Consider the following 25,703-nt stretch of genomic DNA (forward strand, 5'->3'; position numbering starts at 1 on the left):
TGTGTCTCGCGGAGACTCCCCCTTACCCGGATCGCATCTAACGATGCGATCCAACCTCTCCCGGCAAGCGGGGAGAGGTGAGCTAACACTGATTGAGGGACGTGAAATCATGACCGCAATGCTGGAGATGCGCAACGTCAGCAAGAGCTTTTCCGGCGTGCAGGCGCTGCGCGATGTCAACTTTTCGGTTGAAGCCGGGCAGATCCACGCCCTGGTCGGCGAGAACGGTGCCGGCAAGTCCACACTGATGAAGGTGCTCAGCGGCGTCTACCCGGCCGGCAGCTACGAGGGCACCATCATCTTCGATGGCGAGGAGCGCCGCTTCCGCGACATCAACGATTCCGAGGCGCTCGGTATCATCATCATCCATCAGGAGCTGGCGCTGATCCCGCTGATGTCGATTGCCGAGAACATCTTCCTGTCGCATCCGCCGTCCAAGCTCGGCGTGATCGATCGCGACGAGGTCTATCGGCGCACCCGGGAACTCCTGGCGCAGGTCGGCCTGAAGGAATCGCCGGACACGCTGATCACCGATCTCGGCGTCGGCAAGCAGCAACTTGTCGAGATCGCCAAGGCGCTGTCCAAGCGGGTGCGGATGCTGATCCTGGACGAGCCGACCGCCAGCCTCAATGAGGCCGACAGTGCCGCGCTGCTCGAACGCCTCATGGCCTTCCGCGAGCAGGGCATCGGCTCGATCCTGATCTCGCACAAGCTGAACGAGGTCGCCCGCGTTGCCGATCACATCACCGTCCTGCGCGACGGCCGCACCGTCGACGGCATCGACTGCCGCGCCGAGCCGATCCAGGAGGACCGCATCATCCGCAGCATGGTCAACCGCGATCTCGCCCATCGCTTTCCGGAGCGCAGCGCAAAGATCGGCGAGCCCGTCCTCACCGTCGAGAACTGGTCGGTCTACCATCCCATCCATCCCGAGCGGCAGGTGATCAAGAACGTTGATTTCAGCGTGAAACGCGGCGAGGTCGTCGGCATTGCCGGATTGATGGGCGCTGGCCGCACCGAATTCGCCATGAGCCTGTTCGGCCGTTCCTGGGGCACCACGATCAGCGGTCGCATCCGGCTCGAGGGCCATGAGATCGTGCTGCCGAACGTCGCGGCCGCGATCGACGCCGGCCTTGCCTATGTCACCGAGGACCGCAAGCAGCTCGGGCTGATCCTCGCCGACGACGTCCGCAAGAACATCACGCTCGCAAGCCTCGACCAGGTCGCTCCTCGCCGCGTGATCGACGACATCGCCGAGCTGAAGGTCGCCAGCGACTACCGCAACCGGATGCGCATCCGCTGCTCCGACGTCTATCAGGAGACCAGCCAGCTCTCCGGCGGCAACCAGCAAAAGGTCGTGCTGTCGAAATGGCTGATGACCGATCCCAAGGTCTTGATCCTGGACGAGCCGACCCGGGGCATCGACGTCGGTGCCAAGTACGAGATCTACTGTATCATCAACGAGCTTGCAGAGGCCGGCCGCGGTGTGGTGGTGATCTCCTCGGAGATGCCCGAGTTGCTCGGCGTCTGCGACCGCATCTGCGTCATGAACGACGGTGCCTTCGTCGGCGAGTTCCCCGGCACCGAAGCGACACAGGAAAAGATCATGCGCGCCATCATGCGCAACGACAGAAATTATGGAAGCCGCGCCCTGGCGGGTGCCGAGATGGGAGGATCGCAGCCATGACCGACAAGACGGTTTCGCTGCCCGAGGAGCGCCGGAACGGCAGCTTCATCAAGAACAATCTGCGCAACTACGGCATGCTGATGTCGCTGATCGCGATCATGCTGTTCTTCCAGGTCATGACCGGCGGCACGCTGCTGCAGCCGCTCAACCTGACCAATCTGGTGCTCCAGAACAGCTACATCGTCATCATGGCGCTGGGCATGCTGCTCGTCATCGTCACCGGCCATATCGACCTCTCGGTCGGCTCGGTCGCGGGTTTCGTCGGCGCGGTGGCCGCCGTGCTGATGGTGACATACAAGGTCGACTACACGCTCGCCTTCATCGCCTGCCTGCTGCTGGGCGCGGCAATCGGCGCCGCGCAGGGCTATTGGGTGGCCTATTTCAAGATCCCGTCCTTCATCGTGACGCTAGCGGGCATGTTGGTGTTCAAGGGGCTTGCGCTCGCGGTGTTGCAGGGCCAGTCGCTCGGACCGTTCCCGGCGACCTTCCAGAAACTGTCCTCCGGCTTCATTCCGGAGCTCTTGCCGGAGGCCGGCACCCTGCATCCGACATCCATGCTGATCGGTGCGGTGCTCGCGCTCGGCCTCGTCTACGCCAGCGCCAGGGGAAGGTCGCGCGAGCTGTTGCACGGCATCGAAGTCGAGCCCTACGCGTTCTTCCTCGGCAAGAGCATTCTTCTGGCCTGCGCCGTGCTCTATTTCACCTATCTGATTGCCTCGCATCGCGGCCTGCCCAACGTGCTGGTGATCATGGGTGCGTTGATCGCGCTCTACGGCTTCGTCACCCGCCGCACCGTGATCGGCCGGCAAATCTATGCGGTCGGCGGCAACGCCAAGGCCGCAAGCCTGTCGGGCATCAAGACGGAACGGTTGACCTTCCTCACCTTCGTCAACATGGGCGTGCTCGCCGCGCTCGCCGGCCTCGTCTTCGCCGCGCGCCTCAACACCGCAACGCCGAAGGCGGGTCTCGGCTTCGAGCTCGACGTCATCGCCGCCTGCTTCATCGGCGGCGCCTCAGCCTATGGTGGGGTCGGCCGCGTCGGCGGTGCCGTGGTCGGCGCCATGATCATGGGTGTGATGAACAACGGCATGTCCATCCTCGGCATCGGCATCGACTATCAGCAGGTCATCAAGGGCCTGGTCCTGCTCGGGGCAGTGTGCATCGACGTTTATAATCAGCGGAGATGAGGCTGCGTAGCCGGATGGAGCGAATCGCAATACGGGACCACTGACCCGCATTCCGCTCTGCTCCATGCAGGCTGGGGCAGCCGTTACTGCGTCGTGAACAGCACCGCCGCGATCGCGACGGAGATGCTCACCGCCGACACGGTGGCCACGGTCGATAGCACGCCGATTCGCCGGAGCGCGATGGCGAAGACGATGATGATGGGCGTCGCGGTCATCAGCCCGATTTGTGCATCGCTCATGTCATCGCTCGCAGCTCCATGGAACCTTCGGCGTTTCGTACCGCGACCCGGCAGGCTGGACGTTGTGACGGCGCAAACAAATCGATCGGCATTCCCCAAGTTTGTCCGGCAACAAACTCGGATCGGTACGGCTGAGCTAGGTCTGGCCGGTGTCCTGATCCGGAAGAGCAGATGTCGTCAGCCGATTGCGAACCACAGGGAACGGGTTGGGGAATTCTGGACGATCTTCCCGGCGATCCCATGATCTGGGTGCTGATCTTCAGCGAACTCGCCGCCTTCGGTCTGTTTCTCGGTACCTTCACGGTCGCCCGCGCGATCCATCCCGCCGTGTTCGCGGCGGGGCAGGCGGCGCTTGATCCGGGTCTCGCCGGATTGAACACTATCGTGCTGGTGACGAGCGGTTGGGCCGCGGCCCGGGCTACGAAGGCCGCGCGGGCCAGCGAGAGGCGGGCGACACGATACTGGCTGTTCACAGCCATGGGGCTTGGTGGCCTGTTCGTGGCGGTCAAGCTCGCCGAATATGCCGAAGAGATCGGACGCGGCATCGGAATTGAAACCAGCCCCTTCTTCACACTCTACTTCCTCCTGACCGGCTTCCATCTCCTGCACGTCTGCCTCGGCATCATCATCCTCGCATTGGTCTGCCGCCGCGCTGAAGCGTTCGGCGTCGAGACGGGAACGGCCTTCTGGCACATGGTCGATCTGGTCTGGATCGTGATGTTCCCGATTCTTTATCTGGTGCGGTGACGATGCCGGATCGCCTGGACATCACCTGGATCGCGCTGATCGGCCTCGCGCTCGCGACCATCCTGGTGCCGCCGCTGGTGCCGCGGCCACTGCTCGGCAAAGCCCTGCTGCTGGCCTTGGCCGCCGTCAAGGGCCGCCGGATAGTACTCGACTTCCTCGATCTTCGCGCGGCGCCCGCGCTCTGGCGCGGCCTCGTCAGCGCCTGGATCCTCATCGTGGTGCTGTTTGCCTGGCTCACATCCGCCGTCGTCGCCCTGATCTGACTCACTCCTTGCGCCCTGACAAAGAACGGGCTGGGCCAATCGGCAATAAATCGCATCACCGATTTACGCGACAGGACTCAATTGAAAGGATTGGCAATGGCTGAACGCCTGACCAAGTCGGCCGCTCGAAACGTCTTCTACGGCGGCTCGGCTTTTTTCTTCGCCATCTTCATCGGGCTGACGGCGCACAGCCACTACTACATGGCTACGACATCCACGGACGCGGCGACGCTGACGTCGTCGGTCGCCCGCGGCAAGCATGTCTGGGAGAAGAACTCCTGCATCAACTGCCACACGTTGCTCGGCGAAGGCGCCTATTTCGCGCCCGAAGTCGGCAACGTCTGGGATCGATGGGGCGGCAAGGAAGACCCGGCCGGGGCGCGAGAGACGCTGAAGGCCTGGATGCAGTCGCAGCCCTCGGGCGCGGAGGGCCGGCGGCAGATGCCGCAGTTCAACCTCACCGATCAGGAGCTCAACGATCTCGCCGATTTCCTGCAATGGGTGAGCACGATCAAGCGCCAGGATTGGCCGCCGAACAAGGCCGGCTGAGCCCGCCGCTTTCCTCGTTCAAGACAGAGAGAATCCGAGATGAAATACCAAACCCAGAAAGTCGCGATGCTGTATTTCTACGGCGCGCTGACCCTGTTCCTGGCCCAGGTCCTGTTCGGCCTCCTCGCCGGGACGATCTACGTCCTGCCCAACACGCTATCGGTGCTGCTGCCGTTCAACATCGTCAGGATGATCCACACCAACGCGCTGATCGTGTGGTCGTTGATCGGCTTTATGGGCGCGACCTACTTCCTGCTGCCTGAGGAAACCGAGACCGAGCTGTACAGCCCGCTGCTCGCAAAGATCCAGTTCTGGATGTTCTTTGGCGCGGCGGGCGTGGCGGGGGTGGGCTATCTCTTCCACTACCACGAGGGCCGCGAGTTCCTTGAGCAGCCCTTCATCATCAAGGTCGGCATCGTCGTCGTCTGCCTGATGTTCCTGTTCAACGTGACCATGACCGCGCTCAAGGGGCGCAAGACCACGGTCACCAACATCCTGCTGTTCGGCCTGTGGGGCGTTGCGATCTTCTTCCTTTTCGCCTTCTACAATCCGGCGAACCTCGCGGTCGACAAGATGTACTGGTGGTACGTCGTCCATCTCTGGGTCGAGGGTGTCTGGGAGCTGATCATGGCCTCCGTGCTCGCCTATCTCATGATCAAGCTCAACGGCATCGATCGCGAGGTGGTCGAGAAGTGGCTCTACGTCATCATCGGCCTCGCGCTGTTCTCGGGGATTCTCGGCACCGGCCACCATTTCTACTGGATCGGCGCGCCCGGCTACTGGCAGTGGATCGGCTCGCTGTTCTCGACGCTCGAGGTCGCGCCGTTCTTCACGATGGTGATCTTCACGGTGCAGATGACCTGGAAGGCCGGCCGCAAGCATCCGAACCGCGCCGCACTTCTGTGGTCGGTCGGCTGTTCGGTGATGGCGTTCCTGGGGGCCGGCGTCTGGGGTTTCCTGCACACGCTGTCCTCGGTGAACTACTACACCCACGGCACCCAGGTCACCGCCGCGCACGGCCATCTCGCCTTCTTCGGCGCCTATGTCATGCTCAATCTTGCCGTGATGGCTTACGCGATCCCGCAGATCAAGGGACGCGCGCCCTATAACCAGTGGCTCAGCATGACGAGCTTCTGGATCATGTGCACGGCCATGATGAGCATGACATTCGCGCTGACCTTTGCCGGCGTGGTCCAGGTCCATCTCCAGCGCGTGCTCGGCCAGGGCTACATGGACGTGCAGGACCAGCTCGCCTTCTTCTACTGGGTGCGGCTCGGCTCCGGTGTGTTCGTCGCGATCTCCGCGCTGATGTTCGTCTGGGCGGTGCTGGTGCCCGGCCGCGAAAGGCGGGCGACCATTCCCGCCGCGCTGCAGCCGGCCGAGTAAGCGTGAAGGCGGCCGCGTTTCATCGCGGCCGCCGCTTCAGACATTTTCGGAGAGAGATCATGAAAGCAGCTCTTCACGCCTTGGCCGCGCCGGCACCCGCGCTACCGGCCTATATCGCAAGCGGCAACGAATGCGTGCTGTTCGAGCATGCCTGGCGGCACCGGCTTCCGGTCCTGCTGAAAGGGCCGACCGGTTGCGGCAAGACACGTTTCGTCGCGCATATGGCGGCACGGCTGGGCTTGCCGCTGCACACCGTCGCCTGCCACGACGATCTCACCGCCGCCGATCTCACCGGCCGCTATCTGCTGAGGGGCGGCGACACCATGTGGACCGACGGTCCGTTGACGCGCGCGGTCCGCGAGGGCGGCATCTGCTATCTCGACGAGGTGGTGGAAGCCCGCAAGGACGTCACCGTCGTGCTGCATCCGCTGACCGACGACCGCCGTATCCTGCCGCTGGAGCGAACCGGCGAGGAGCTTGTTGCTCCCGCGAGCTTCATGCTCGTCGTCTCCTACAATCCCGGTTACCAGACCCTGCTCAAGGCGTTGAAGCCCTCGACGCGGCAGCGCTTCGTCGCCATCGAGTTCGCCTTCCTGCCCGCCGAGCAGGAGATTGCGGTGGTGTCGGCCGAGAGCGGGCTGCCGCCGGATCGCGTACGGCCGCTGGTCGCGCTTGCCGGACGTCTGCGGGCGCTGAAGGGGCATGATCTGGAGGAGGTCGTCTCGACCCGGCTCGTGGTGTATTGCGCGACCTTGATTGCGGCGGGAGTCTCGATCGCCGATGCCGTGCTCGCCGGCATGATCGAGCCGCTGACCGACGATTCCGATGTCAAGGCGGCGCTGCTGGATGTCACGCGCGCCGTGGTTGGGTGAGGCCGATTCCATGCTCGACTTCCTCGAATTGGAGGAGACGGTCGGCCGTGCCTGGCACCGGATGGTCGGCGGCACCGCGAGCTATCCGGTTCACGATGATCACGCGGTCGCGCTCGCAGAGGTGAGAGGCCGGCTCGCGGTGATGTTCCGTGCGCTTGGGGGCGAGACGGGTGTTCAGATCGCAAGCGCAGGCGCACGCAGAGCGGGCCATCGGCTCGGCTGGCGGCAGCGCATCGGCCTTGGAGACGAACGTCTCGAACAGCCGGGCCGCGACGCCGCGACCGTCTTCCTCCCCGATCGCATCGCGATATTCGCCGACCGCGGCCTCAACGCATGCCTCTATCGCTGGCTTGGGGCGTGGTTCGCGGTCGCTCCGATCGAGACGATCACGGAGCATCATCCGCTGCGGCGGGACCTTCTCGTCCTGCGCCGGGCGAGCGAGACGGCGGTCTTTGTGCTCACGCAGTTTCCCGGACTCGCCGCCGATTACGCGCAGCTCGCTGCAGCAATGGCCGAGGCCCGGCCGCGACGTCCGTTGCCGCGTCTCGAGCAGGAGATCGAGCAGATCGCTCTCGCCTTGCTCGGGGCCTGAAAGGCGCCCGCGGGCCGGCTGTGGCCGGCGATGATGGGAACAGGTCCGCTGCCGGACAAAGCGCCGCCGGGCTATCGCTCGGTCCTGCCGTGTCCGCTCTGGGGCGATTGCTGGACGCGCGAGCTTTCGCCCGCGCATGCGGGCGACGACGCGTGCGCGCCTGGCGCGGGGGCCGCGACCCAGGACAATCGCAAGCGCTTTGCCGTACGCGAGCGCGAAAACAACGCCAATCGCCGCGATCCCTTCGTGCTCAACCGCTTCGAAAAGATCCTCGCGATGGCCGAGATGGTCAATGTCGACCGTCCGGCCGACGACAACGAGGACGAGGACGCGCAGAAGGCCGCGGACGATCTCGAGGAGATCACGCTCAGTCGTCGCAGCGGCAAGCCGGCGAGCCGGCTCAAATTCGATCTCGACCTGCCGCCGGAAGCCCTTGATGCCTCGCCGCTGAACGCAGATCTCACCTATCCCGAATGGGACTACCGCAGCAGCTCCTACCTGCCCGATCACTGCCACGTGCTCGCGGGCGCCGCGTCCGAGACCGGCGAGACCTGGTCGCCCGACGAGTCCATGCGCCGGCATATCCGTCAGGTGCGGCGGCGCTTCGAGATCTTGCGGCCGCGCCGCGAATTGATGCGCGCCCAGGCCGATGGACACGACCTCGACCTCGACGCGCTCGTGCGCGCGCGGTGCGATCTTCGCGCCGGCAGCGGCGGCGGTCTCGATCGTATCCATGTCGCGATGCGCCCGCAGGGGCACGATCTCGCCGTCACGCTGCTTGTCGATGTCTCGCTCTCGACGGACGCCTGGGTCGAGGGCCATCGCGTGCTCGACGTCGAGAAGGAGGCACTGCTCGTGCTCGCGCACGGCCTGTCGGCCTGCGGCGACCACCACAGCATCCTGACCTTTACGTCCCGCCGACGGTCCTGGGTGCGGCTCGAAACGGTCAAAGCCTTCGGCGAGCCGATGGGCGGGGCAGTGGAGCGTCGTATCGGTGCGCTGAAGCCCGGCTACTACACGCGGATCGGCGCGGCGGTGCGCCACGCCTCGGCCGAGCTCGCCCGTCAGCCGCAGCGCAAGAAGCTGCTGCTCGTCCTCACCGACGGGAAGCCGAACGATGTCGATCACTACGAAGGCCGCTTCGCGGTCGAGGACACCCGCAAATCGGTGCAGGAGGCGCGCCGGCTCGGCATCGCCGCCTTCGGCGTCACGGTGGACGCAACCGCGCAATCCTATTTCCCGACGCTGTTCGGGCGTGGCGGCTACGCCATCGTCGGTAATATCCGCCGACTGCCCGCGGCGCTGCCGGCGATCTACCGGCAGGTGGCGCACTGATCCGGGAAAGGGTGCGGCCTTCCGTCTCTGGTGAGCTATTGCCCATGCTATGGGTATATGATCGAATGGCGGGATGGACCAGGGCCGGCCGAAACCCGATCTGATCATCTTCGACTGCGACGGCGTGCTGGTCGATAGTGAGCTGTTGAGCTGTCGGTGTCTGTCCGACGTGCTGGCCGAATGCGGCCTCGCGCTGAGCCCGGAGCAGGCGCTCGAACTCTTTCTCGGACGCAGCACCAAAGCGGTCGAGCAGCATTATCGGGATCTCGGGCAGGTCGTGCCGGACGGCTTTCTGCCGCGCTTGAAGTCGCATGTGTTGAGCACGTTCGCCGGATCACTCCAGCCGATCGCGGGTGTTGCCGCCGTGGTATCGGAATTGCGGACACCATTCTGCGTGGCCTCGTCCAGCGACATCGACCGTATCGCGCTCTCCCTTGACGTCACCGGCCTGCGGGCGCATTTCGGCGACCAGATTTACACCGCGCAGATGGTCAGGCACGGCAAGCCGGCGCCCGATCTCTTTCTCCACGCGGCCGAGCAGATGGGCGCGCAACCTGCGCGCACGCTAGTGATCGAGGACAGTGCGAGCGGCGTGCTGGCGGGTAAGGCGGCCGGCATGATGGTCTGGGGATTTGCCGGCGGCAGCCATTATCGCGGACGCGACGGGCACGCTATACTGTCGGGTGCGGGGGCCGACCGGGTCTTCGCGCGCATGATCGATTTCTGGAAGGACGCCTGACGCCCGCCATGGCCGCCGAGAACGAAAAGACCAGGCTCGATGACGCCGCGCGTGCCGGCTGGCTGTATTTCATTGCCGGTCACACCCAGGACGAGATCGCGAAGATGCTCCAGGTGTCGCGCGCGTCGGCGCAGCGGCTGGTGTCGCTGTGTCTCGCCGAACGGCTCATCACCTTCCGGCTGGAACATCCTATCGCCGCGTGCATGGAATTGGCGGCGCGTCTGAAGGAGCGTTTCGAGCTTACCCATTGCGAGGTGGTGCCGGCAGATTCCGCTGCACCGCAGGCCACAGCGGGCATTGCCGAACGCTGCGCCAATCTGCTCGATTCCACCCTGCGTTCGGAGACCCCCGTCATCGTCGCGCTCGGCACGGGACGCGCCGTGCGCGCCGCAGTCGAGCGCGTCACGCCGATCGACCGGCCCAATCACCAGATCGTCTCGCTGGTCGGCAACATCTCCGCCGACGGTTCTGCGAGCTTCTACGACACCGTCGGCCGGCTCGCCGATCGCACCGGCGCACGGCACTATCCGATGCCGCTGCCGTTCCTGATGTCGTCCGAGGACGAGCGCAACAAGATGGTCCGGATCGAGCCGATCGCGAAGGTGAAGGCGGTCGCAGCCAAGGCGGATTTGCGCCTCGTCGGCATCGGCCAGATGGACCAGAAGGCGCAGGTCCATGTCGACGGCTTCGTCACCCGCGACGAATTGTTCGAGATGATGCGGCAAGGGGCAATCGGCGAGATCACCGGCTGGGCTTATGATTCCAAGGGCCGCCTGCTGAAGGCCGGCACCAACAGGCGCCTGACAAGCATCCCGCCGGAAGTACCCGCGAAGACCACGACGATCGGCGCCGCGGTCGGTGCGGCCAAGGTGCCGGCGATCGCGGCGGCGTTGAATGGACAGTTGATCAACGGGCTGGTCACGGACGAGGCGACCGCAAGGGCGATTCTGGAGCGCTGAGGCAGGCTCGCTCTTCGCGTTGGCGAGGCAGGCGGTCTTTCCCCACACCACACTGTCATCATCCGCGCAGGCGGACGATCCAGTACGCCGCGGCTCCTCTTAGGGCAAACCAATAGACGACACGGCGTACTGGATGCCCCGCTTTCGCGGGGCAAGACACTGAGTGTGAGACGAGAGCTCAGCCCATCTCCCGCACCGCAGCACTCATAAGTTGCGCGAACAGCTTTGCGCCTGCTTGACAACGGCCCGCCCTCGGTCGAACATACGCCCAACGCGTGGGCATATGCTCAAGAGCGCGATCCTAGGGAGGTCACCGTGAAACACGTCCTCGGCGCCGTCTGCGGCGCGTCTTGCCTGTTGCTGGCCGTCCCTGCGATGGCCGAAACCACCCTGACGATCGCCACCGTGAACAACGGCGACATGATCCGCATGCAGGGGCTGACGGCTGAATTCACCAAGAAGAACCCCGATATATCGGTCAAATGGGTGACGCTTGAGGAGAACGTGCTGCGCCAGCGCGTCACCACCGACATCGCCACCAAGGGCGGCCAGTTCGACGTCCTCACCATCGGCACCTACGAGGTGCCGATCTGGGCCAAGAAGGGCTGGCTGGTGCCGCTCGCGAATCTCGGCGCCGACTACGACGTCGCCGACCTCCTGCCCAAGATCAAGGATGCGGTCTCCGTCGACGGCAAGCTCTACGCCGCGCCGTTCTACGGCGAGAGTTCGATGGTGATGTACCGCACCGACCTGTTCGACAAGGCCGGCCTCAAGATGCCGGAAAAGCCGACCTGGGATTTCGTCGTGGACGCCGCCAAGAAGCTCACCGACAAGAGCACCGGCGTCTACGGCATCTGCCTCCGCGGCAAGGCCGGCTGGGGCGAGAACATGGCGTTCCTCTCCGCCATGGCCAATTCCTATGGCGCACGCTGGTTCGACGAGAAGTGGCAGCCGCAATTCAACACCCCGGAATGGAAGGCGACACTCACGACCTATGTCGACCTGATGAAGCAGGCCGGCCCTCCTGGTGCGAGCTCGAACGGCTTCAACGAGAACCTGGCGCTGTTCAATGCCGGCAAGTGCGCCATGTGGATCGACGCCACCGTCGCGGCGTCCTTCGTCACCAACCCGAAGGACTCCAAGGTCGCCGACAAGGTCGGCTTTGCGATGGCGCCCAACACCGGGCTCGGCAAGAACGCCAACTGGCTGTGGGCCTGGAATCTCGCAATCCCCGCCGGTTCGAAGAAGGCGGAAGCCGCCGAGAAGTTCATCGCCTGGGCGACGAGCAAGGATTACACCAGGACCGTCGCCGCGAAAGAGGGCTGGGCCAACGTGCCGCCGGGCACCCGAACCTCGCTCTACCAAAATCCTGATTATCTGAAGGTCGCCCCGTTTGCGAAGCTGACGCTGGCCTCGATCGATGCCGCCGATCCGAACAAGCCTACGGTGAAGCCGGTGCCCTACGTCGGCGTGCAATATGCGGCGATCCCCGAATTCCAGGGCATCGGAACGCAGGTCGGGCAGCAGTTCTCGGCCGCGCTTGCGGGATCGATGACGGTTGATGCCGCGCTCACCGCGGCGCAATCCTCAACCGAGCGCGAGATGAAGCGCGCGGGTTACATCAAGTGAGCTCGAGCTCTCCCTCCTGAGCTCAGACTTGCGGCCATCCACCGCTAAGGATGGATGGCCGCCTTCTTCCCGCAAGCGGAGAGAAGCCAAGAATGGCAACCCGGCAGACGCAGCTTCTCGCACGGACGCTCCTGACGCCGGCCGTCGGGCTGCTGTTCATCTGGATGATCGTCCCGCTGGCGTTGACGATCTATTTCTCGACGCTGCATTACAGCCTGCTCGATCCCGGCTCGGAATCGTTCGTCGGGCTGGAAAATTTCCGCTACTTCCTGACCGATCCCGCGTTCCTCGCCTCACTCCAGAACACGCTGGTGCTGGTCGGCTCGGTGCTGGCGCTGACTGTCCTGCTCGGAATTCCGCTGGCGCTGCTGCTCGACCAGCCCGTGATCGGCCTCAACATCGTGCGGCTGATGGTCATCGCGCCGTTCTTCGTCATGCCGACGGTGAGCGCCTTGGTCTGGAAGAACCTGTTGATGCATCCGGTGTCCGGGCTGTTTGCCTGGATCGCGTCGCTGTTCGGGTTGACGCCGATCGACTGGTTCACCGACGCGCCGCTGCTCGCGGTGATTCTGATCGTGTCCTGGCAATGGCTGCCGTTCGCGACGCTGATTTTGCTCACTGCGATGCAGTCGCTCGACGAGGAGCAGAAGGAGGCCGCCGAAATGGACGGCGCCAGCGCGGCCTCGACCTTCATCTACATTACGCTCCCGCACCTCGCGCGTCCCATCACGGTGGTGATCCTGATCGAGACGATCTTCCTGCTCACCGTCTTTGCCGAAATCTACGTCACCACGGGCGGCGGCCCGGGACTGTCGACCACCAACATCGCTTTCCTGATCTATTCGCAGGCACTGATCCAGTACGATGTCGGCACCGCCTCGGCGGGCGGCCTCGTCGCCGTCGTGATCGCCAACGTCGTAGCTTTCTTCCTGGTCCGCATCGTCGGCCGCAATCTGGAGGCTTGAGACATGGCGCGGATAGCGACGAGGCAGCGGGTGGTGGTCTCGACCATCGGGGCGTGGTTCTTCGGCTTCCTGATCTTCTTCCCGATCCTCTGGATGGTATTGGCGAGCTTCAAGACCGAACTTGAGGCCTTCGCGATTCCGCCGTCCTTCCTGTTCTTCCACTGGACCACCGAGAACTACGCAACGGTCCAGGAGCGCAGCGACTATTTCCTCCACGCGATGAACTCGATCACCATCGCCGGCGGCTCGACCTTGATCGCGCTGCTGATCGCGATCCCCGCCGCCTGGTCGATGGCGTTCTCGCCGACCAAACGCACCAAGGACATCCTGCTCTGGATGCTCTCGACCAAGATGATGCCGCCGGTCGGCGTGCTGGTGCCGATCTACCTGATCTACAAGTCCTTCGGCCTGCTCGATTCCCGCATCGGCCTCGTCTTCATCCTGTGCCTGGGAAACTTGCCGATCGTGATCTGGATGCTCTTCACCTATTTCAAGGAGATCCCGCGCGACATCCTGGAAGCCGCGCGCATGGACGGCGCCACCATCGGCCGTGAGCTGGTCTATGTCCTGACGCCGATGGCGATCCCGGGACTCGCATCGACCATGCTGCTGAACCTGATCCTGGCCTGGAACGAGGCGTTCTGGACGCTCAATCTGTCGACCTCGAACGCTGCGCCGCTCACCACGTTCATCGCGTCCTATTCGAGCCCGGAAGGGCTGTTCTGGGCAAAGCTGTCGGCGGCGTCGACGCTGGCGATCGCGCCCATTCTCGTCCTCGGTTGGTTCAGCCAGAAGCAGCTCGTGCGCGGGCTCACCTTTGGCGCGGTAAAGTAGGAAGGGCTGCCGGATCATGGGTCAGATCACACTTCAGGACGTGCAGAAATCCTTCGGCCCCGTGCACATCATCCAGGGCGCGGACCTCGAGATTGCCGACGGCTCCTTCGTGGTGTTCGTAGGTCCCTCAGGCTGCGGCAAGACCACGCTCTTGCGGCTGATCGCGGGGCTCGAGGACGTCTCGGGCGGCAAGATCCTGATCGACGGCAAGAACGTGGTCGACACGCCACCCGCCAAGCGTGGGCTGTCGATGGTGTTCCAGTCCTATGCGCTCTATCCGCATATGAGCGTGCGCGGCAACATCGGCTTCGGCCTGAAGATGGCGGGCCTTTCCAAGGACGAGACCAACCGCAAGGTCGAGGCCGCCGCCGCGACGCTGAACCTCACGCCCTATCTCGACCGTAAGCCGCGCGAGCTCTCCGGCGGCCAGCGCCAGCGAGTCGCGATCGGACGTGCCATCGTCCGCGAGCCCAAGGCCTTTCTGTTCGACGAGCCGCTCTCCAACCTCGACGCGGCGCTGCGCGTCCAGATGCGCATCGAGGTGACGCGGCTCCAGAAGCAGCTCGGCACTACCGCGATCTATGTCACCCACGACCAGGTTGAGGCCATGACCATGGCCGACAAGATCGTGGTGCTCAACGGTGGCAAGATCGAGCAATACGGCTCGCCGCTGGAGCTCTACGAGAGGCCGGCCAACCTCTTCGTCGCCGGCTTCATCGGCTCGCCGAAGATGAACTTCGTCACCGGCGAGCACGCCCTGCAGAAGGGCGCGGCGACGATCGGGGTGCGGCCGGAGCATCTCAAGATCGAACGCGACGGTGCCGGCGGCTGGCAGGGAACGATTGCGGTGGCCGAGCACCTCGGCAGCGACACCTTCCTTTATGTCGATGCCGGACAGCTCGGCATGCTGACGGCGCGCTACATCGGTGAATTGAGCCTGCACGCCGGCGACCATGTGTCGCTGGTGCCGGAGCCCGCGCGCATCCATCGCTTCGACGCGAGCGGCAACGCCATTCGGAACTGACAAGAAACGGCAAGAAGCGGCAAGAAGCGGCAAGAAGCGGAAGAGCAACATGTACCTGGAAAAGTTCAAGCTGAACGGCAAGACCGCGTTCATCACCGGCGGCGGGCAGGGGATCGGGCTCGCCTGCGCCGAAGCGCTGGCTGAAGCCGGCGCCAGGGTCGTCATCGGCGACCGCGACAGCAGAGTCGCCGACAGCGCGAAAGCCGAGCTGAAAGCGAAAGGCTTCGACGCCGAGACGGCGATCATGGATGTCACCGATACCAAGCGCGTGGCGGAAGTGGCGAGCGACCTCGTCGCGCGCCACGGCAAGGTGGACATCCTCGTCAACAACGCCGGCATCGCCCGCAGCGAGACGCCGGCGGAGACCGTGACCGACGAGCACTGGCTCAACGTCATCGACGTCAATCTCAACGGCACCTTCTGGTGCTGCCGCGAGTTCGGCAAGCACATGCTCAATGCCAGGAGCGGCGCCATCGTCAATGTCGGATCGATGTCCGGTTTCATCGTCAACAAACCGCAGGAGCAGTGCTTCTACAATGCGTCCAAGGCCGGCGTGCACCATCTCACGAAATCGCTCGCCGCCGAATGGGGCACGCGCGGCATCCGCGTCAACGCGGTGGCGCCGACTTATATCGAGACGCCGCTCAACGCCTTCGTGAAAAGCAATCCGAGAATGTACGACGCCTGGATCGGTGGAACCCCGATGGCACGGATGGGGCAGGTCGATGAGATCGCTTCCGTCGTGCTGTTCCTGGCTTCCGAAGCCGCGAGCCTGATGACCGGCAGCATCGTGCTGGTGGATGGCGGCTACACTTGCTGGTAGGCTTGCGTCAAAACTGACGAGAGCTTCCGGGGGCGACAATGCCGCGAGCGTATATCGGCGTCGATGTAGGGACCACGAGCACGCGGGCAGGGGTGTTCGACGAGGCGGGCACCTTACTGGCGATCGCACGGCATCCGATCAGGATATGGCACGAGGCCGGCGACATCGTCGAACAATCGTCCCAGGATATCTGGGACGCTTGCACTGCGTCGGTGCGGGCAGCGATGGCGGAAGCTGCCATCGCGCCCGACAGCGTCGGCGGTATCGGTTTCGACGCCACCTGTTCCCTCGTGGTGCTCGACGGGCAAGGCGAACCGCTCACCGTCAGCGCCTCCGGCGGCAGGCAGCGCAACGTTATCGTCTGGATGGATCATCGCGCCACGGCCGAAGCGCGGCTGATCAACGAAACCGGTGATGCCGTGCTGCGCTATGTCGGGGGCTCGATCTCGCCCGAGATGGAGATGCCGAAACTGCTGTGGCTGAAGCGGCACATGCGCGCGAGCTTCGATGCTGCAGGGCACTTCTTCGATCTGGCGGATTACCTGACCTGGCGCGCAACCGGCTCGCTTCAGCGCTCGACCTGCACGGTCACCTGCAAATGGAACTATCTCGCCCACGACGGCGGCGGCTGGAGCGCGCCATTCTTCAAGCGCATCGGCCTGTCGGATTTCGTCAACGAGAAATACGCCCGGATCGGCACCGAGATCGTCGCGCCCGGCACGCGGCTCGGCGCCGGTCTGACCGGTACGGCAGCTGCCGATCTTGGCTTGTCACCGGGCACACCGGTCGGAGCGTCCCTGATCGATGCGCATGCTGGCGGCATCGGGGCGATCGGCGGGCGCGATGAATCGGACGGCGCGACAGATGTCTCCGACCGTCTCGCCTACATCATGGGAACGTCGGCCTGCATCATGGCGACGACGAAAGAACCGTGCTTCGTGCCGGGCGTGTGGGGTCCTTACTATTCCGGCATGGTGCCGAATTTCTGGCTCAACGAGGGCGGGCAGTCGGCTGCGGGCGCTGCGATCGACCATCTTCTCAAGTCGCACCCCGGCCACGCCGAGGCGAGCGCGGCGGCGCGCAGCGAGAGCCTCGACCTCATCGAGTTCCTCGAGCGCCGCATCATCGCGCGCGCAGGCGGCGCCAGCCGTGCCGCGCTGCTGGCCAGCGACGTCCATGTACTTCCTGAATTCATCGGCAACCGCTCGCCCTACGCCGACCCTGACACGCGCGCGGTGATCGCCGGCCTCGATCTCGACACCGGCATCGCCTCGATGGAACGGCTGTTCGTCGCCGGTCTGTGCGGGCTCGCCTATGGGCTTGCTGAGGTGATCGAGGCCTTTGCCGCGCATGGCGTCCATTCCGGCATCATGATCATGGGCGGCGGCGCCAGCCGCAGTCCGCTGGTGCGGCAGGTCATGGCGGACACCACCGGCCTCACGGTCGCGCTGCCGCAGACCAAAGAACCCGTGCTGCTCGGCGCCGCCATGCTCGGCGCAGTCGCCGGCGGCGCCTACGCCTCGATCGGCGAGACCATGGCAAAGATGTCGGCGCTGGGACGCAAGAGCGAGCCGACCACGCCCGACATCGCCGCCTTTCACGCCTGCAAGCGCGAGGTCTACAAGCTGCTGCGCGAGGTCGATCGCGGCAGCCGCGTCGCGATGCGCGACATCGCAGGAGGTTGAGACGGATGCTGATTTCCTGCGGCGATGCGCTGATCGATTTCGTTCCGACGCGAAACACCGACGGGCGCGAAGCGGTGATGCCGGCGGTCGGAGGCTCCTGCCTCAACGTCGCGATCGGCATGGCGCGGCTTGGCGCGCCGACCGGCTTTGTCGGCGGGATCTCGACGGACATGTTCGGGCGCATGATCGCCGAGCACGCCGCTGCATCCAATGTCGAGCTCGCGCTCGCCACAAGCAGCGAACACCAGACCACGCTCGCTTTCGTTCGTATCGTCGCGGGCGAGTCGCATTACGCGTTCTACGATGCCGAGACGGCGGCGCGGAACTGGGTCTACCAGCGCGGCTCCATTCCCTTCGACGCGATCGAAGTTCTCCACGTCGGCTCGACCACACTCGTTAACGACCAGGGCGCGACCGAGACCAAGGCCCTGATCGCGGACGCGCGGGCGTCCTCGACAATCTCCTTTGATCCGAACTGCCGACCCAACCTCGTGAAGGACAAACCGGCCTATCTCGCGCGCATGACCGCGTTTGCGGCCAGCGCCGATCTCATCAAGATGTCGGACGTTGATTTTGCCTATTTGTTCGGCGACGAGCCATATCACCAGCGTGCGAGCACGCTGCTCGCGGGGGGCGCGAGCCTGGTCGTCATCACCCGTGGCGACAGCGGCGCGATCGCGTGGCATGCGGGGGCAGGGCAGATCGAGCTCGCCGCGCCCAAAGTCGTGGTCGCCGACACCATCGGCGCGGGCGACAGTTTTCAGGCGGCGTTGTTGTTCGCCCTGCACAAGCAGGGACGTCTCCCTCGACAGCAATTGAAGGATATCGGCGCAGACGAGCTTCGCCGTGCACTGTTCTTTGCCGCCAATTGCGCCGGTCTCACCTGCACCCGTCCCGGCGCCGATCCGCCCTGGAGCCATGAGGTCACCTGGAGCTGGTAGCTAGGGCAGACCTCGCCGCACTTCCGAGTTGTTTCGGTGGCCAGCGGCCATGCGCAAGCCGAAATGGACAGGATCGGTGCACGCTGGCAAGGTCCGCGCATCCTGACGCGAGCCGGTCCTTCCATGAACGATGATCTCTGTTTCTTGTCCGCCACCGAATTGCGCGCGAGCATCGACCGCAAGGAGGTCTCCCCCGTCGAACTCGTCAGTGCGGTGCTCGCCCGTGCCGAGGCGCTCCAGCCTGAGCTGAACTGCTTCATCACGATCTGCGGCGACGAGGCGCTTGCCGCCGCGCGCAAAGCCGAGCGCAAGGTGATGGCCGGCGAGCCGCTCGGCCTGCTGCACGGCATCCCCGTCACCGTCAAGGACATCGTCAACACCAGGGGCGTCAAGACCACCTTCGGTGCCGTTCCCTACAAGGACAATGTTCCGAACGAGGATGCCGTCGCGGTTGCAAGGCTGCGCGCGCAAGGCGCGATCCTGATCGGCAAGACCACGACGCCCGAATTCGGCAGCAAGTGCCTGACCGACTCGCCGCTGTTCGGCCGCACCCGCAATGCGTGGAGCGCCGAGCGCTCGCCGGGCGGCTCCAGCGGCGGCGCGGCGGTGGCGGTGGCGAGCGGCATCGCGCCGCTTGCGATCGCGACCGATGGCGGCGGCTCGACGCGGATTCCCGCCGCCTGCAACGGCGTGGTCGGGCTGAAGCAGAGCAACGGCGTAATCCCGCACAGCCAGGCGCTGGACGCGTTCGGCAACCAGACCTATGTCACGCCGATGACGCGGACCGTCGCCGACACCGCGTTGATGATGCAGGCGATGGCCGGCGAGGATCCTTGCGATCCCTGGTCGATCGGCGTTCCCGTGCCCGCCTTCATCGGCGCGGCCGCCCCGCGCGGCGATCTGCGTGGGCAGAAAATCCTGTACTGCCTGTCGCCGCCCGGACGCCCTGTCTCTGCCGATGTCGCAGCCGGCTTCAAGGTCAGCCTCGATCGGCTCGCGGGCCTGGGTGCCGAGCTCGAGGAATTTTCGGGCGAGGGGTTCGATATCGAGCCGATCTGGCGCGCCATCAATCACACGGTCTGGCGCACGCGCTTTGCCAAACTCGCGGCCGAGCATGGGGACGCGCTGAGCGAGGCCTTCCTCAAGCAGCTTGCGCTTGCCACCGACGTCAGCGGCGTCGCCTATCAGGAGGCGATGTTCGCGCGCACGGCACTGTTCCGCCGGGTGCAATCCCTGCTTGCGCGCGGGCATCTGCTGGCGATGCCAACCATCACCCGCACCGCCCTGCCGATCGATCAGGACCTGTTCGGCACCATCGAGATCGACGGCAAGCACTTTGACAGCGTCCGGCCGCACTGGTTCCCCTGGACCATGCCGTTCAACATGACCGGACACCCCGCGATCAGCCTGCCCTGCGGCTTCGGCCGCGACGGCCTGCCGATCGGATTGCAACTCGTCGGCCGCTTCCGCGCCGATGCGGACTTGCTGCGCGTGAGCGCGCTGTTCGAGGCCTCGCAAGGCCTTCTGTCCCGCTGGCCCGGTTGAGCAGATGGGGATGCAGCAAAGCACTTGCCTCCGGTGCCCGGACATGTTGATCGTCCAACGGATGACCCCTGAATCCGAGCGCGCATGAGCGTATTTGTCCTCCGACGTCTGCTGACCTTGCTGGCGACGCTGGTCGGCGCATCCGTGATCATTTTCCTGGTGCTGGATGCTCTCCCTGGCAACGCTGCGCAGATGCTGATGGGCGCCGATGCCTCGCCAGATGCGGTCCGTGCGCTCACGGTGAAGCTCGGCCTCGACCAGCCGCTGGCGGTTCGCTATTTGCAATGGGTCAAGGGGCTGCTCGTCGGCGATCTCGGCAACTCCTATGTCTACGGTACGCCGGTTGCCGCTTTGATCGCGGAGCGGCTGGTGCTGACCATTCCGCTCGCGATGATGTCCATGCTGATCACGGTGACGCTGGCGCTGTCGGCCGGCATCTACACCGCCGCCAACCACAACAAGCTCGGCGACGTCGGCGTGATGTCGCTGACGCAGGTCGGCATCGCGCTGCCGAATTTCTGGTTCGCGATCCTGCTGGTGCTGTTGTTTTCGGTGCGGCTGCAATGGCTGTCCGCGGGCGGCTTTCCCGGTTGGGAGGACGGCATCTGGCCCGGCATCAAATCGCTGCTGCTGCCGGCGGTGTCGCTCGCGGTGGTGCAGGCCGCGATCCTCGCACGCGTCACGCGCTCGGCGGTGCTGGAAGTGCTGCGTGAAGACTTCGTCCGCACGGCGCGCGCGAAGGGCCTCGGCAAGCGCGAGGTGCTGTGGAAACACGTGCTGCGCAATGCCATGATCCCCGTGATGACGGTGATGGGGCTGCAATTCGCCAATCTGCTCGCCGGCACCATCGTGATCGAGAACGTGTTCTACCTGCCGGGGCTCGGCCGCCTGATCTTCCAGTCGATCGCCAACCGCGACCTCATCGTGGTGCGCAACTGCGTGATGCTGCTCGCGACCATGGTCGTCATCGTCAATTTCGTGGTCGACGTGCTCTATGCCTTCGTCGATCCCCGCATCAAGGTCCACGATCTGTGAGCGCGCCGCTGACCACCCTCGTCGACGCGCCGGTCATGGCGCGCCCTCTGCCGGCCCGTACCTTCTGGCGTCGCGCGCTGCGTCATCGCAGCTTCGTGCTCGGCGGCGCGCTGAGCGTGCTGGTTCTCGCCTCGGCGCTGCTGTCGCTGCTGTGGACGCCCTGGTCGCCCTACGAGATCGACATCGCGTCAAAGCTCCGGCCGCCCTCGGCCGCGCACTGGCTCGGCACCGACGTCTTCGGCCGCGACATCGTTTCGCTGCTGCTCGCCGGCGCCCGCTCCACCATCATGGTCGGCATCATCGCGGTGAGCATCGGTCTCACCTTCGGCGTCTGTCTCGGCCTGATCGCCTCGGCCAGGCGTGGCTGGACCGAGGAGATCATCATGCGCTTCTCCGATTTCACCTTCGCCTTTCCGGCCGTGCTGTCCGCCATCATGCTCGCCGCGGTCGTGGGGCCGGGCATGGTGACCTCGATCGTCGCCATCGGCATCTTCCAGATCCCGACGCTGATCCGGCTGACGCGCGGCTCGGCCAACGCGATCTGGGCGCGCGAATTCGTGCTGGCCGCGCGCGCGGCCGGGAAGGGCAAGTTTCGCATCACCATCGAGCACGTGCTGCCCAACATCATGTCGATCCTGATCGTGCAGGCGACGATCCAGTTTGCGCTCGCGATTCTTGCCGAGGCCGCCTTGTCCTATCTCGGTCTCGGCACGCAGCCGCCGCAGCCGTCCTGGGGGCGGATGCTGAACGACGCGCAGACGCTGCTGTTCCAGTCGCCGATGCTCGCCGTCTATCCGGGCGCTGCGATCGCGATCGCGGTGCTCGGCCTCAATCTGCTCGGCGACGGACTGCGCGATCTGCTCGACCCTCGACTGGCCCGGGAGCGATGACGATGAGCGAGCGCTCGACCATGCCGTTGATCGACGTCGAAAATCTCGGCGTGCGCCTCAACACCAGCCGCGGGCCAGCACAGGCCGTGCGCGGCGTCAGCTTTGCCCTGAAGCGCGGCGAGACGCTCGGGCTTGTCGGCGAATCCGGCTGCGGCAAGTCGGTGACGGCGTTGTCGCTGATGGGGCTGCTGCCGGACAGCGCGTCCGTCACCGGCAGCATCAAGCTGGATGGCGGCGAACTCGCTGGATTGTCGGACGCGGACTATTGTCGGCTGCGCGGCAATCGCATCAGCATGATCTTCCAGGAGCCGATGACCGCGCTCAATCCGATGCACACGATCGGACACCAGGTCGCCGAGCCGCTGCGGCGTCACAGGAAATTTTCGGCATCGCAGGCGCGCAAGGAAGCGATCGCCTTGCTCGACCGCGTTGGATTGCCCGATCCGGCGAGGCGCGTCGACGCCTATCCGCACCAGTTTTCCGGTGGCCAGCGTCAGCGCGTCACCATTGCGATGGCGCTCGCCTGCGAGCCCGACCTTCTGATCGCGGACGAGCCGACCACGGCCCTCGACGTCACCATTCAGGGCCAGATCCTCGACCTCATCGCCGACCTCGTCGAGGAGCGCGGCATGTCGATGATCCTGATCTCGCACGATCTCGGCGTCATCGCCGAGAACGTGCAACGGATGATGGTGATGTACGGCGGCACGATCATCGAGAGCGGGCCGACCGACGAAGTGTTCCGCCGGATGGGCCATCCTTATACGCAGGGCCTGTTCCGCGCCCGACCGAAACTCGGCGCACGCAAGGGGACGCGGCTGACGACGATATCGGGCTCGGTGCCGGAGCTCGCCGATCTGCCTTCCGGTTGCACCTTTGCCGATCGCTGTCCGCTCGTGATCGAGCAGTGCCGGGCTGCGCTTCCACCGATGGTGGACGTCGGACCCGGCCACTTCGTGCGCTGCATCCGGACGGACGTCTCCATGGCCGAACGCGTCGGAGCGCTGATTGTATGAGCACGGCGCCTCTTCTCGACGTGAAGGATCTCGAGCAGCGCTACACGCTGCCGCGCGAAAGCGTGTTTCGCCCGCCGGGGCAGGTGCGCGCGCTCAACGGTGTCAGCGTGCGGGTCGACGCCGGCAAGAGCCTCGGCATCGTCGGCGAATCCGGCTCAGGCAAGTCGACCTTCGCGCGGGTGGTGATGGCGCTGGAACGGCCGACATCGGGGCAGGTCGCGCTGCTCGGCCGCGACCTCAACCGCATCTCCGCTGACGAGCTGCGCCGCGCCCGCCGCGATTTCCAGATGGTGTTCCAGGATCCCTACGGATCGCTGGACCCACGCCAGACCATCGCGCGCGTCGTTGCCGAACCGCTCACCGTGCTGGAAGACGCCGACCGGAATACGTTCCGCGAGCGCGTCTCCGCAGCGCTACGGCAGGTGGGGCTGCGCGATGCCGACATGGAGAAATATCCGCACGAATTCTCCGGCGGCCAGCGCCAGCGCATCGCTATTGCGCGCGCGCTGATCACCCAGCCGAAGCTGATCGTTGCCGACGAGCCGGTCTCGGCGCTCGACGTTTCCGTGCAGGCGCAAGTCTTGAACCTGATGCAGGACCTCCAGGAACAGTTCGGCCTCAGCTACGTCCTGATCAGCCACGACCTCGCGGTCGTCGACTATCTCTGCGACGAGGTCGCGGTGATGTATCTCGGCCGCATCGTCGAGCAGGGCAGGCCAGAGGATTTGTTCGAGCGCTGCGCCCATCCCTACACGCGGGCACTGCTGGACGCCGTGCCGCGGGTGCGCGCCGGCGGCGGCCGGCGGCGGCGCGGGGCCCAGGCGATCGCCTCGCAATCGGCGGCGGCGACCGGGTGCCCCTATGTCTCGCGATGCGCGCTCGCCGACCAGCATTGCCGCGAGGTTCTGCCTGAGCTACGCAAGGTGGGCGAGACGCATCTGGCCGCCTGCCATAAGGCGGAAGCCGTGATGGCGTTGCCGCAATTGCCCGTGGAAGGTTAGCGTCCGCGGCGGGATTGGCGTAGGCTTGAGACGAGACAAGGCCGGGGAGTTACGCATGTTCAGGAAACTATCGATCGTCGCATTCGCCGCCGCGCTTGCCGTGGCTCCGTTGCCGGTGCTGGCGCAGTCCAAAAAGGACAGCGTCGTCATGGCGATGGCGCTGGAGCCGCCCGGGCTCGATCCCACCAATGCCGCCGCCGCCGCGATCGCCGAGGTCACGCTCTACAACATCTATGAGACCCTGACCAAGATCAACGAGGACGGCACCACGTCGCCCCTGCTGGCGGAGAGCTGGACCGCATCGCCCGATCTGAAGACCTATACGTTCAAGCTGCGCAAGGGCGTCAAGTTCCACAATGGCGAGCCGTTCGACTCCGCGGCCGTGAAATTCTCGTTCGAGCGCAACGCCGTCGCCACCAGCACCAACAAGGACAAGAGCCTGTTCCAGAGCTTCGAGAAGGTCGACGCGCCCGACGCCGATACGGTCGTGATCAGCCTGAAGAATTCCGAGCCGAACCTGCCGTTCCTGCTGGGGCAGGCGAGCGGCTCGATCGTCGAGCCGAAGAGCGCTGCCACCAATATCACGCAGCCGGTCGGGACCGGGCCCTATCAGCTCGGCGCCTGGGCCAAGGGCTCCTCGATGACCCTGACCAAATGGGCCGACTATCGCAACGCCGCCGCGATCAAGCTCTCGAAGGTGACGGTCCGCTTCATCTCCGATCCGTCGGCGCAGGCGGCGGCGCTGCTGTCGGGCGACGTCGACGCGTTTCCCCGGGTGTCGGCCCAGCGCACCATCGCGCAGTTCAAGGCCGATCCGCGCTTCAACGTTATGGTCGGCGGCTCCCGGGCGAAGACCATCGTCGGCATCAACCATCGCAAGAAGCCGCTCGACGACGTCCGCGTGCGCCGTGCCATTCTCGCCGCGATCGATCGCAAGGCGATGATCGACGGCGCCGTCGATGGTTTCGGCACGCCGATCGGCAGCTTCTACGTCCCGACCGCGCTCGGCTATGTCGACACCACAGGCATCAACCCCTACGATCCCGAGAAGGCCAAGAAGCTGCTCGCCGAGGCCGGAATCACCACCCCGCTCGAGCTGTCGCTGAAGCTGCCGCCGCCGTCCTACGCGCGGCAGGGCGGCGAAATCCTCGCAGCCCAGCTCGCCAAGGTCGGCATCATCGCCAAGATCGAGAACGTCGAATGGGCGCAATGGCTGTCGCAGGTATTCGCCGGCAATGGTCCGCACAATTTCGACCTCACCATCGTCAGCCATGTCGAGCCGTTCGATCTCGTCAAGATCACCGAGCCGGACTACTATCTCGGCTACAACAACGACGCCTTCAACGCGCTCTACAAGCAGATCGTGTCGACGCCGGATGAAGCCGCCCGTGTCAAGCTTCTCGGCGACGCCCAGCGGATGCTGGCAACCGACGCGGTCTCCGGCTATTTGTACCAGCCGCAGCTGATCACCATCACCAACAAGAAGCTGAAGGGCGTCTGGAAGGACGTGCCCCAATACGAGAACGATTTCTCGACATGGGCGTGGGAGTAGGGTCGCGCAGGTCGATTGCCTGATTTCGGTGACGATCTCTCCCAACGGAAGAGATCGTCACGAGGCCGGTCCAAACAAAAACCTGAAAAACAACCCCATGCACAGTAGCCGAGGGTAGTTGTTTCAATGACTTGCGCGTCACGCCATCGAATGGCTTCGCGTAGCGCGATGCCGTTGACGCGTCGGGCAAAACACTGGCATGATGGCA

The 25,703-nt window shown here is 65.0% G+C and carries 23 protein-coding genes and 1 pseudogene; 23 read left to right on the forward strand and 1 reads right to left on the reverse strand.

The features are described 5' to 3' along the window. Positions 1-109: 109 nt before the first annotated feature. Together mmsA and mmsB are read left to right on the forward strand one after the other, a co-directional pair. Positions 110-1,687 carry a multiple monosaccharide ABC transporter ATP-binding protein gene (mmsA, locus tag IVB47_RS32770; protein ID WP_247407713.1) on the forward strand — a complete coding sequence of 526 codons (1,578 nt, stop codon included), beginning with the start codon at positions 110-112 and terminating at the stop codon, positions 1,685-1,687. Further along, a complete protein-coding gene (mmsB, locus tag IVB47_RS32775) occupies positions 1,684-2,874 on the forward strand; it encodes a multiple monosaccharide ABC transporter permease (protein ID WP_247467649.1) in 1,191 nt (396 codons plus the stop codon). The genes mmsA and mmsB overlap by 4 nt, the downstream gene beginning before the upstream one ends. An 83-nt stretch (positions 2,875-2,957) precedes the next feature. On the opposite strand, the gene IVB47_RS32780 is transcribed toward mmsB, so the two are convergent. After that, on the reverse strand, positions 2,958-3,113 hold the full coding sequence (locus IVB47_RS32780; protein WP_247288921.1) for a hypothetical protein: 156 nt from the start codon (positions 3,111-3,113) through the stop codon (positions 2,958-2,960). Between the two features lie 171 nt (positions 3,114-3,284). Here IVB47_RS32780 and IVB47_RS32785 point away from each other — a divergent pair, with 171 nt between their 5' ends. The 21 genes and pseudogenes from IVB47_RS32785 (at position 3,285) to IVB47_RS32885 (ending at position 25,495) form a co-directional block, all read left to right on the forward strand. Further along, positions 3,285-3,860 carry a cytochrome c oxidase subunit 3 family protein gene (locus IVB47_RS32785; protein WP_247359792.1) on the forward strand — a complete coding sequence of 192 codons (576 nt, stop codon included), beginning with the start codon at positions 3,285-3,287 and terminating at the stop codon, positions 3,858-3,860. A 2-nt stretch (positions 3,861-3,862) separates the two neighbouring features. Further along, the gene (locus IVB47_RS32790; RefSeq protein ID WP_247467652.1) at positions 3,863-4,123 is read left to right on the forward strand and encodes a cytochrome C oxidase subunit IV family protein; all 261 of its coding nucleotides are present in this window, start codon (positions 3,863-3,865) and stop codon (positions 4,121-4,123) included. Between the two features lie 96 nt (positions 4,124-4,219). Continuing rightward, positions 4,220-4,672 carry a cytochrome c gene (locus tag IVB47_RS32795; protein WP_007608447.1) on the forward strand — a complete coding sequence of 151 codons (453 nt, stop codon included), beginning with the start codon at positions 4,220-4,222 and terminating at the stop codon, positions 4,670-4,672. A 39-nt stretch (positions 4,673-4,711) separates the two neighbouring features. Beyond that, a complete protein-coding gene (locus IVB47_RS32800; protein ID WP_247467654.1) occupies positions 4,712-6,058 on the forward strand; it encodes a cbb3-type cytochrome c oxidase subunit I in 1,347 nt (448 codons plus the stop codon). A 59-nt stretch (positions 6,059-6,117) separates the two neighbouring features. Beyond that, on the forward strand, positions 6,118-6,930 hold the full coding sequence (locus IVB47_RS32805; RefSeq protein ID WP_247467656.1) for a CbbQ/NirQ/NorQ/GpvN family protein: 813 nt from the start codon (positions 6,118-6,120) through the stop codon (positions 6,928-6,930). 10 nt (positions 6,931-6,940) lie between these two features. Continuing rightward, a pseudogene (locus IVB47_RS32810) lies at positions 6,941-8,857 on the forward strand (VWA domain-containing protein). Positions 8,858-8,930: 73 nt separating this feature from the next. After that, positions 8,931-9,596: an HAD family hydrolase gene (locus IVB47_RS32815; RefSeq protein WP_247433094.1), complete on the forward strand. Its 666-nt coding sequence runs from the start codon at positions 8,931-8,933 to the stop codon at positions 9,594-9,596. An 8-nt stretch (positions 9,597-9,604) separates the two neighbouring features. Beyond that, positions 9,605-10,555: a sugar-binding domain-containing protein gene (locus tag IVB47_RS32820; RefSeq protein ID WP_247467658.1), complete on the forward strand. Its 951-nt coding sequence runs from the start codon at positions 9,605-9,607 to the stop codon at positions 10,553-10,555. A 315-nt stretch (positions 10,556-10,870) separates the two neighbouring features. After that, complete coding sequence (locus IVB47_RS32825; protein ID WP_247288933.1) at positions 10,871-12,184, forward strand: sugar ABC transporter substrate-binding protein; 1,314 nt, start codon at positions 10,871-10,873, stop codon at positions 12,182-12,184. Between the two features lie 92 nt (positions 12,185-12,276). Next, a complete protein-coding gene (locus IVB47_RS32830) occupies positions 12,277-13,149 on the forward strand; it encodes a sugar ABC transporter permease (RefSeq protein WP_247467662.1) in 873 nt (290 codons plus the stop codon). A gap of 3 nt (positions 13,150-13,152) precedes the next feature. Next, on the forward strand, positions 13,153-13,983 hold the full coding sequence (locus IVB47_RS32835; protein ID WP_247467665.1) for a carbohydrate ABC transporter permease: 831 nt from the start codon (positions 13,153-13,155) through the stop codon (positions 13,981-13,983). 16 nt (positions 13,984-13,999) lie between these two features. Then, entirely contained in the window at positions 14,000-15,007 is a 1,008-nt protein-coding gene (locus IVB47_RS32840) for an ABC transporter ATP-binding protein (RefSeq protein ID WP_247467667.1), read from the forward strand. Between the two features lie 49 nt (positions 15,008-15,056). Then, entirely contained in the window at positions 15,057-15,830 is a 774-nt protein-coding gene (locus IVB47_RS32845) for an SDR family NAD(P)-dependent oxidoreductase (RefSeq protein ID WP_027569198.1), read from the forward strand. Between the two features lie 38 nt (positions 15,831-15,868). Continuing rightward, positions 15,869-17,515: an FGGY-family carbohydrate kinase gene (locus IVB47_RS32850; RefSeq protein WP_247467669.1), complete on the forward strand. Its 1,647-nt coding sequence runs from the start codon at positions 15,869-15,871 to the stop codon at positions 17,513-17,515. A 5-nt stretch (positions 17,516-17,520) separates the two neighbouring features. After that, positions 17,521-18,456, forward strand: coding sequence for a carbohydrate kinase (locus tag IVB47_RS32855; RefSeq protein ID WP_247467671.1), 936 nt, complete (start codon positions 17,521-17,523; stop codon positions 18,454-18,456). 123 nt (positions 18,457-18,579) lie between these two features. Then, complete coding sequence (locus tag IVB47_RS32860; RefSeq protein WP_247467674.1) at positions 18,580-20,001, forward strand: amidase; 1,422 nt, start codon at positions 18,580-18,582, stop codon at positions 19,999-20,001. 84 nt (positions 20,002-20,085) lie between these two features. Then, positions 20,086-21,036 (forward strand): ABC transporter permease, encoded by a 951-nt coding sequence (locus tag IVB47_RS32865; protein WP_247359782.1) that lies wholly within the window; start codon positions 20,086-20,088, stop codon positions 21,034-21,036. Continuing rightward, the gene (locus IVB47_RS32870) at positions 21,033-21,926 is read left to right on the forward strand and encodes an ABC transporter permease (protein ID WP_247467677.1); all 894 of its coding nucleotides are present in this window, start codon (positions 21,033-21,035) and stop codon (positions 21,924-21,926) included. Before IVB47_RS32865 ends, IVB47_RS32870 begins: the two co-directional genes overlap by 4 nt. 2 nt (positions 21,927-21,928) lie before the next feature. Next, entirely contained in the window at positions 21,929-22,942 is a 1,014-nt protein-coding gene (locus IVB47_RS32875) for an ABC transporter ATP-binding protein (RefSeq protein ID WP_247467679.1), read from the forward strand. After that, positions 22,939-23,943 (forward strand): oligopeptide/dipeptide ABC transporter ATP-binding protein, encoded by a 1,005-nt coding sequence (locus IVB47_RS32880; RefSeq protein ID WP_247288945.1) that lies wholly within the window; start codon positions 22,939-22,941, stop codon positions 23,941-23,943. Before IVB47_RS32875 ends, IVB47_RS32880 begins: the two co-directional genes overlap by 4 nt. 55 nt (positions 23,944-23,998) lie before the next feature. Beyond that, entirely contained in the window at positions 23,999-25,495 is a 1,497-nt protein-coding gene (locus tag IVB47_RS32885; protein ID WP_247467682.1) for an ABC transporter substrate-binding protein, read from the forward strand. Positions 25,496-25,703 lie beyond the last annotated feature (208 nt).

Origin of the sequence: Bradyrhizobium sp. 62 (assembly GCF_023073035.1) — a bacterium.
GTDB lineage: Bacteria > Pseudomonadota > Alphaproteobacteria > Rhizobiales > Xanthobacteraceae > Bradyrhizobium.

Excerpts from the sequence above, each read along its gene's own strand:
- mmsA (WP_247407713.1), top strand. The coding sequence starts at position 110 with ATGACCGCAATGCTGGAGATGCGCAACGTCAGCAAGAGCTTTTCCGGC.
- mmsB (WP_247467649.1), top strand. The coding sequence starts at position 1,684 with ATGACCGACAAGACGGTTTCGCTGCCCGAGGAGCGCCGGAACGGCAGC.
- IVB47_RS32780 (WP_247288921.1), bottom strand. The coding sequence starts at position 3,113 with ATGAGCGATGCACAAATCGGGCTGATGACCGCGACGCCCATCATCATC.
- IVB47_RS32785 (WP_247359792.1), top strand. The coding sequence starts at position 3,285 with ATGTCGTCAGCCGATTGCGAACCACAGGGAACGGGTTGGGGAATTCTG.
- IVB47_RS32790 (WP_247467652.1), top strand. The coding sequence starts at position 3,863 with ATGCCGGATCGCCTGGACATCACCTGGATCGCGCTGATCGGCCTCGCG.
- IVB47_RS32795 (WP_007608447.1), top strand. The coding sequence starts at position 4,220 with ATGGCTGAACGCCTGACCAAGTCGGCCGCTCGAAACGTCTTCTACGGC.
- IVB47_RS32800 (WP_247467654.1), top strand. The coding sequence starts at position 4,712 with ATGAAATACCAAACCCAGAAAGTCGCGATGCTGTATTTCTACGGCGCG.
- IVB47_RS32805 (WP_247467656.1), top strand. The coding sequence starts at position 6,118 with ATGAAAGCAGCTCTTCACGCCTTGGCCGCGCCGGCACCCGCGCTACCG.
- IVB47_RS32815 (WP_247433094.1), top strand. The coding sequence starts at position 8,931 with ATGGACCAGGGCCGGCCGAAACCCGATCTGATCATCTTCGACTGCGAC.
- IVB47_RS32820 (WP_247467658.1), top strand. The coding sequence starts at position 9,605 with ATGGCCGCCGAGAACGAAAAGACCAGGCTCGATGACGCCGCGCGTGCC.
- IVB47_RS32830 (WP_247467662.1), top strand. The coding sequence starts at position 12,277 with ATGGCAACCCGGCAGACGCAGCTTCTCGCACGGACGCTCCTGACGCCG.
- IVB47_RS32835 (WP_247467665.1), top strand. The coding sequence starts at position 13,153 with ATGGCGCGGATAGCGACGAGGCAGCGGGTGGTGGTCTCGACCATCGGG.
- IVB47_RS32840 (WP_247467667.1), top strand. The coding sequence starts at position 14,000 with ATGGGTCAGATCACACTTCAGGACGTGCAGAAATCCTTCGGCCCCGTG.
- IVB47_RS32845 (WP_027569198.1), top strand. The coding sequence starts at position 15,057 with ATGTACCTGGAAAAGTTCAAGCTGAACGGCAAGACCGCGTTCATCACC.
- IVB47_RS32850 (WP_247467669.1), top strand. The coding sequence starts at position 15,869 with ATGCCGCGAGCGTATATCGGCGTCGATGTAGGGACCACGAGCACGCGG.
- IVB47_RS32855 (WP_247467671.1), top strand. The coding sequence starts at position 17,521 with ATGCTGATTTCCTGCGGCGATGCGCTGATCGATTTCGTTCCGACGCGA.
- IVB47_RS32860 (WP_247467674.1), top strand. The coding sequence starts at position 18,580 with ATGAACGATGATCTCTGTTTCTTGTCCGCCACCGAATTGCGCGCGAGC.
- IVB47_RS32865 (WP_247359782.1), top strand. The coding sequence starts at position 20,086 with ATGAGCGTATTTGTCCTCCGACGTCTGCTGACCTTGCTGGCGACGCTG.
- IVB47_RS32875 (WP_247467679.1), top strand. The coding sequence starts at position 21,929 with ATGAGCGAGCGCTCGACCATGCCGTTGATCGACGTCGAAAATCTCGGC.
- IVB47_RS32880 (WP_247288945.1), top strand. The coding sequence starts at position 22,939 with ATGAGCACGGCGCCTCTTCTCGACGTGAAGGATCTCGAGCAGCGCTAC.
- IVB47_RS32885 (WP_247467682.1), top strand. The coding sequence starts at position 23,999 with ATGTTCAGGAAACTATCGATCGTCGCATTCGCCGCCGCGCTTGCCGTG.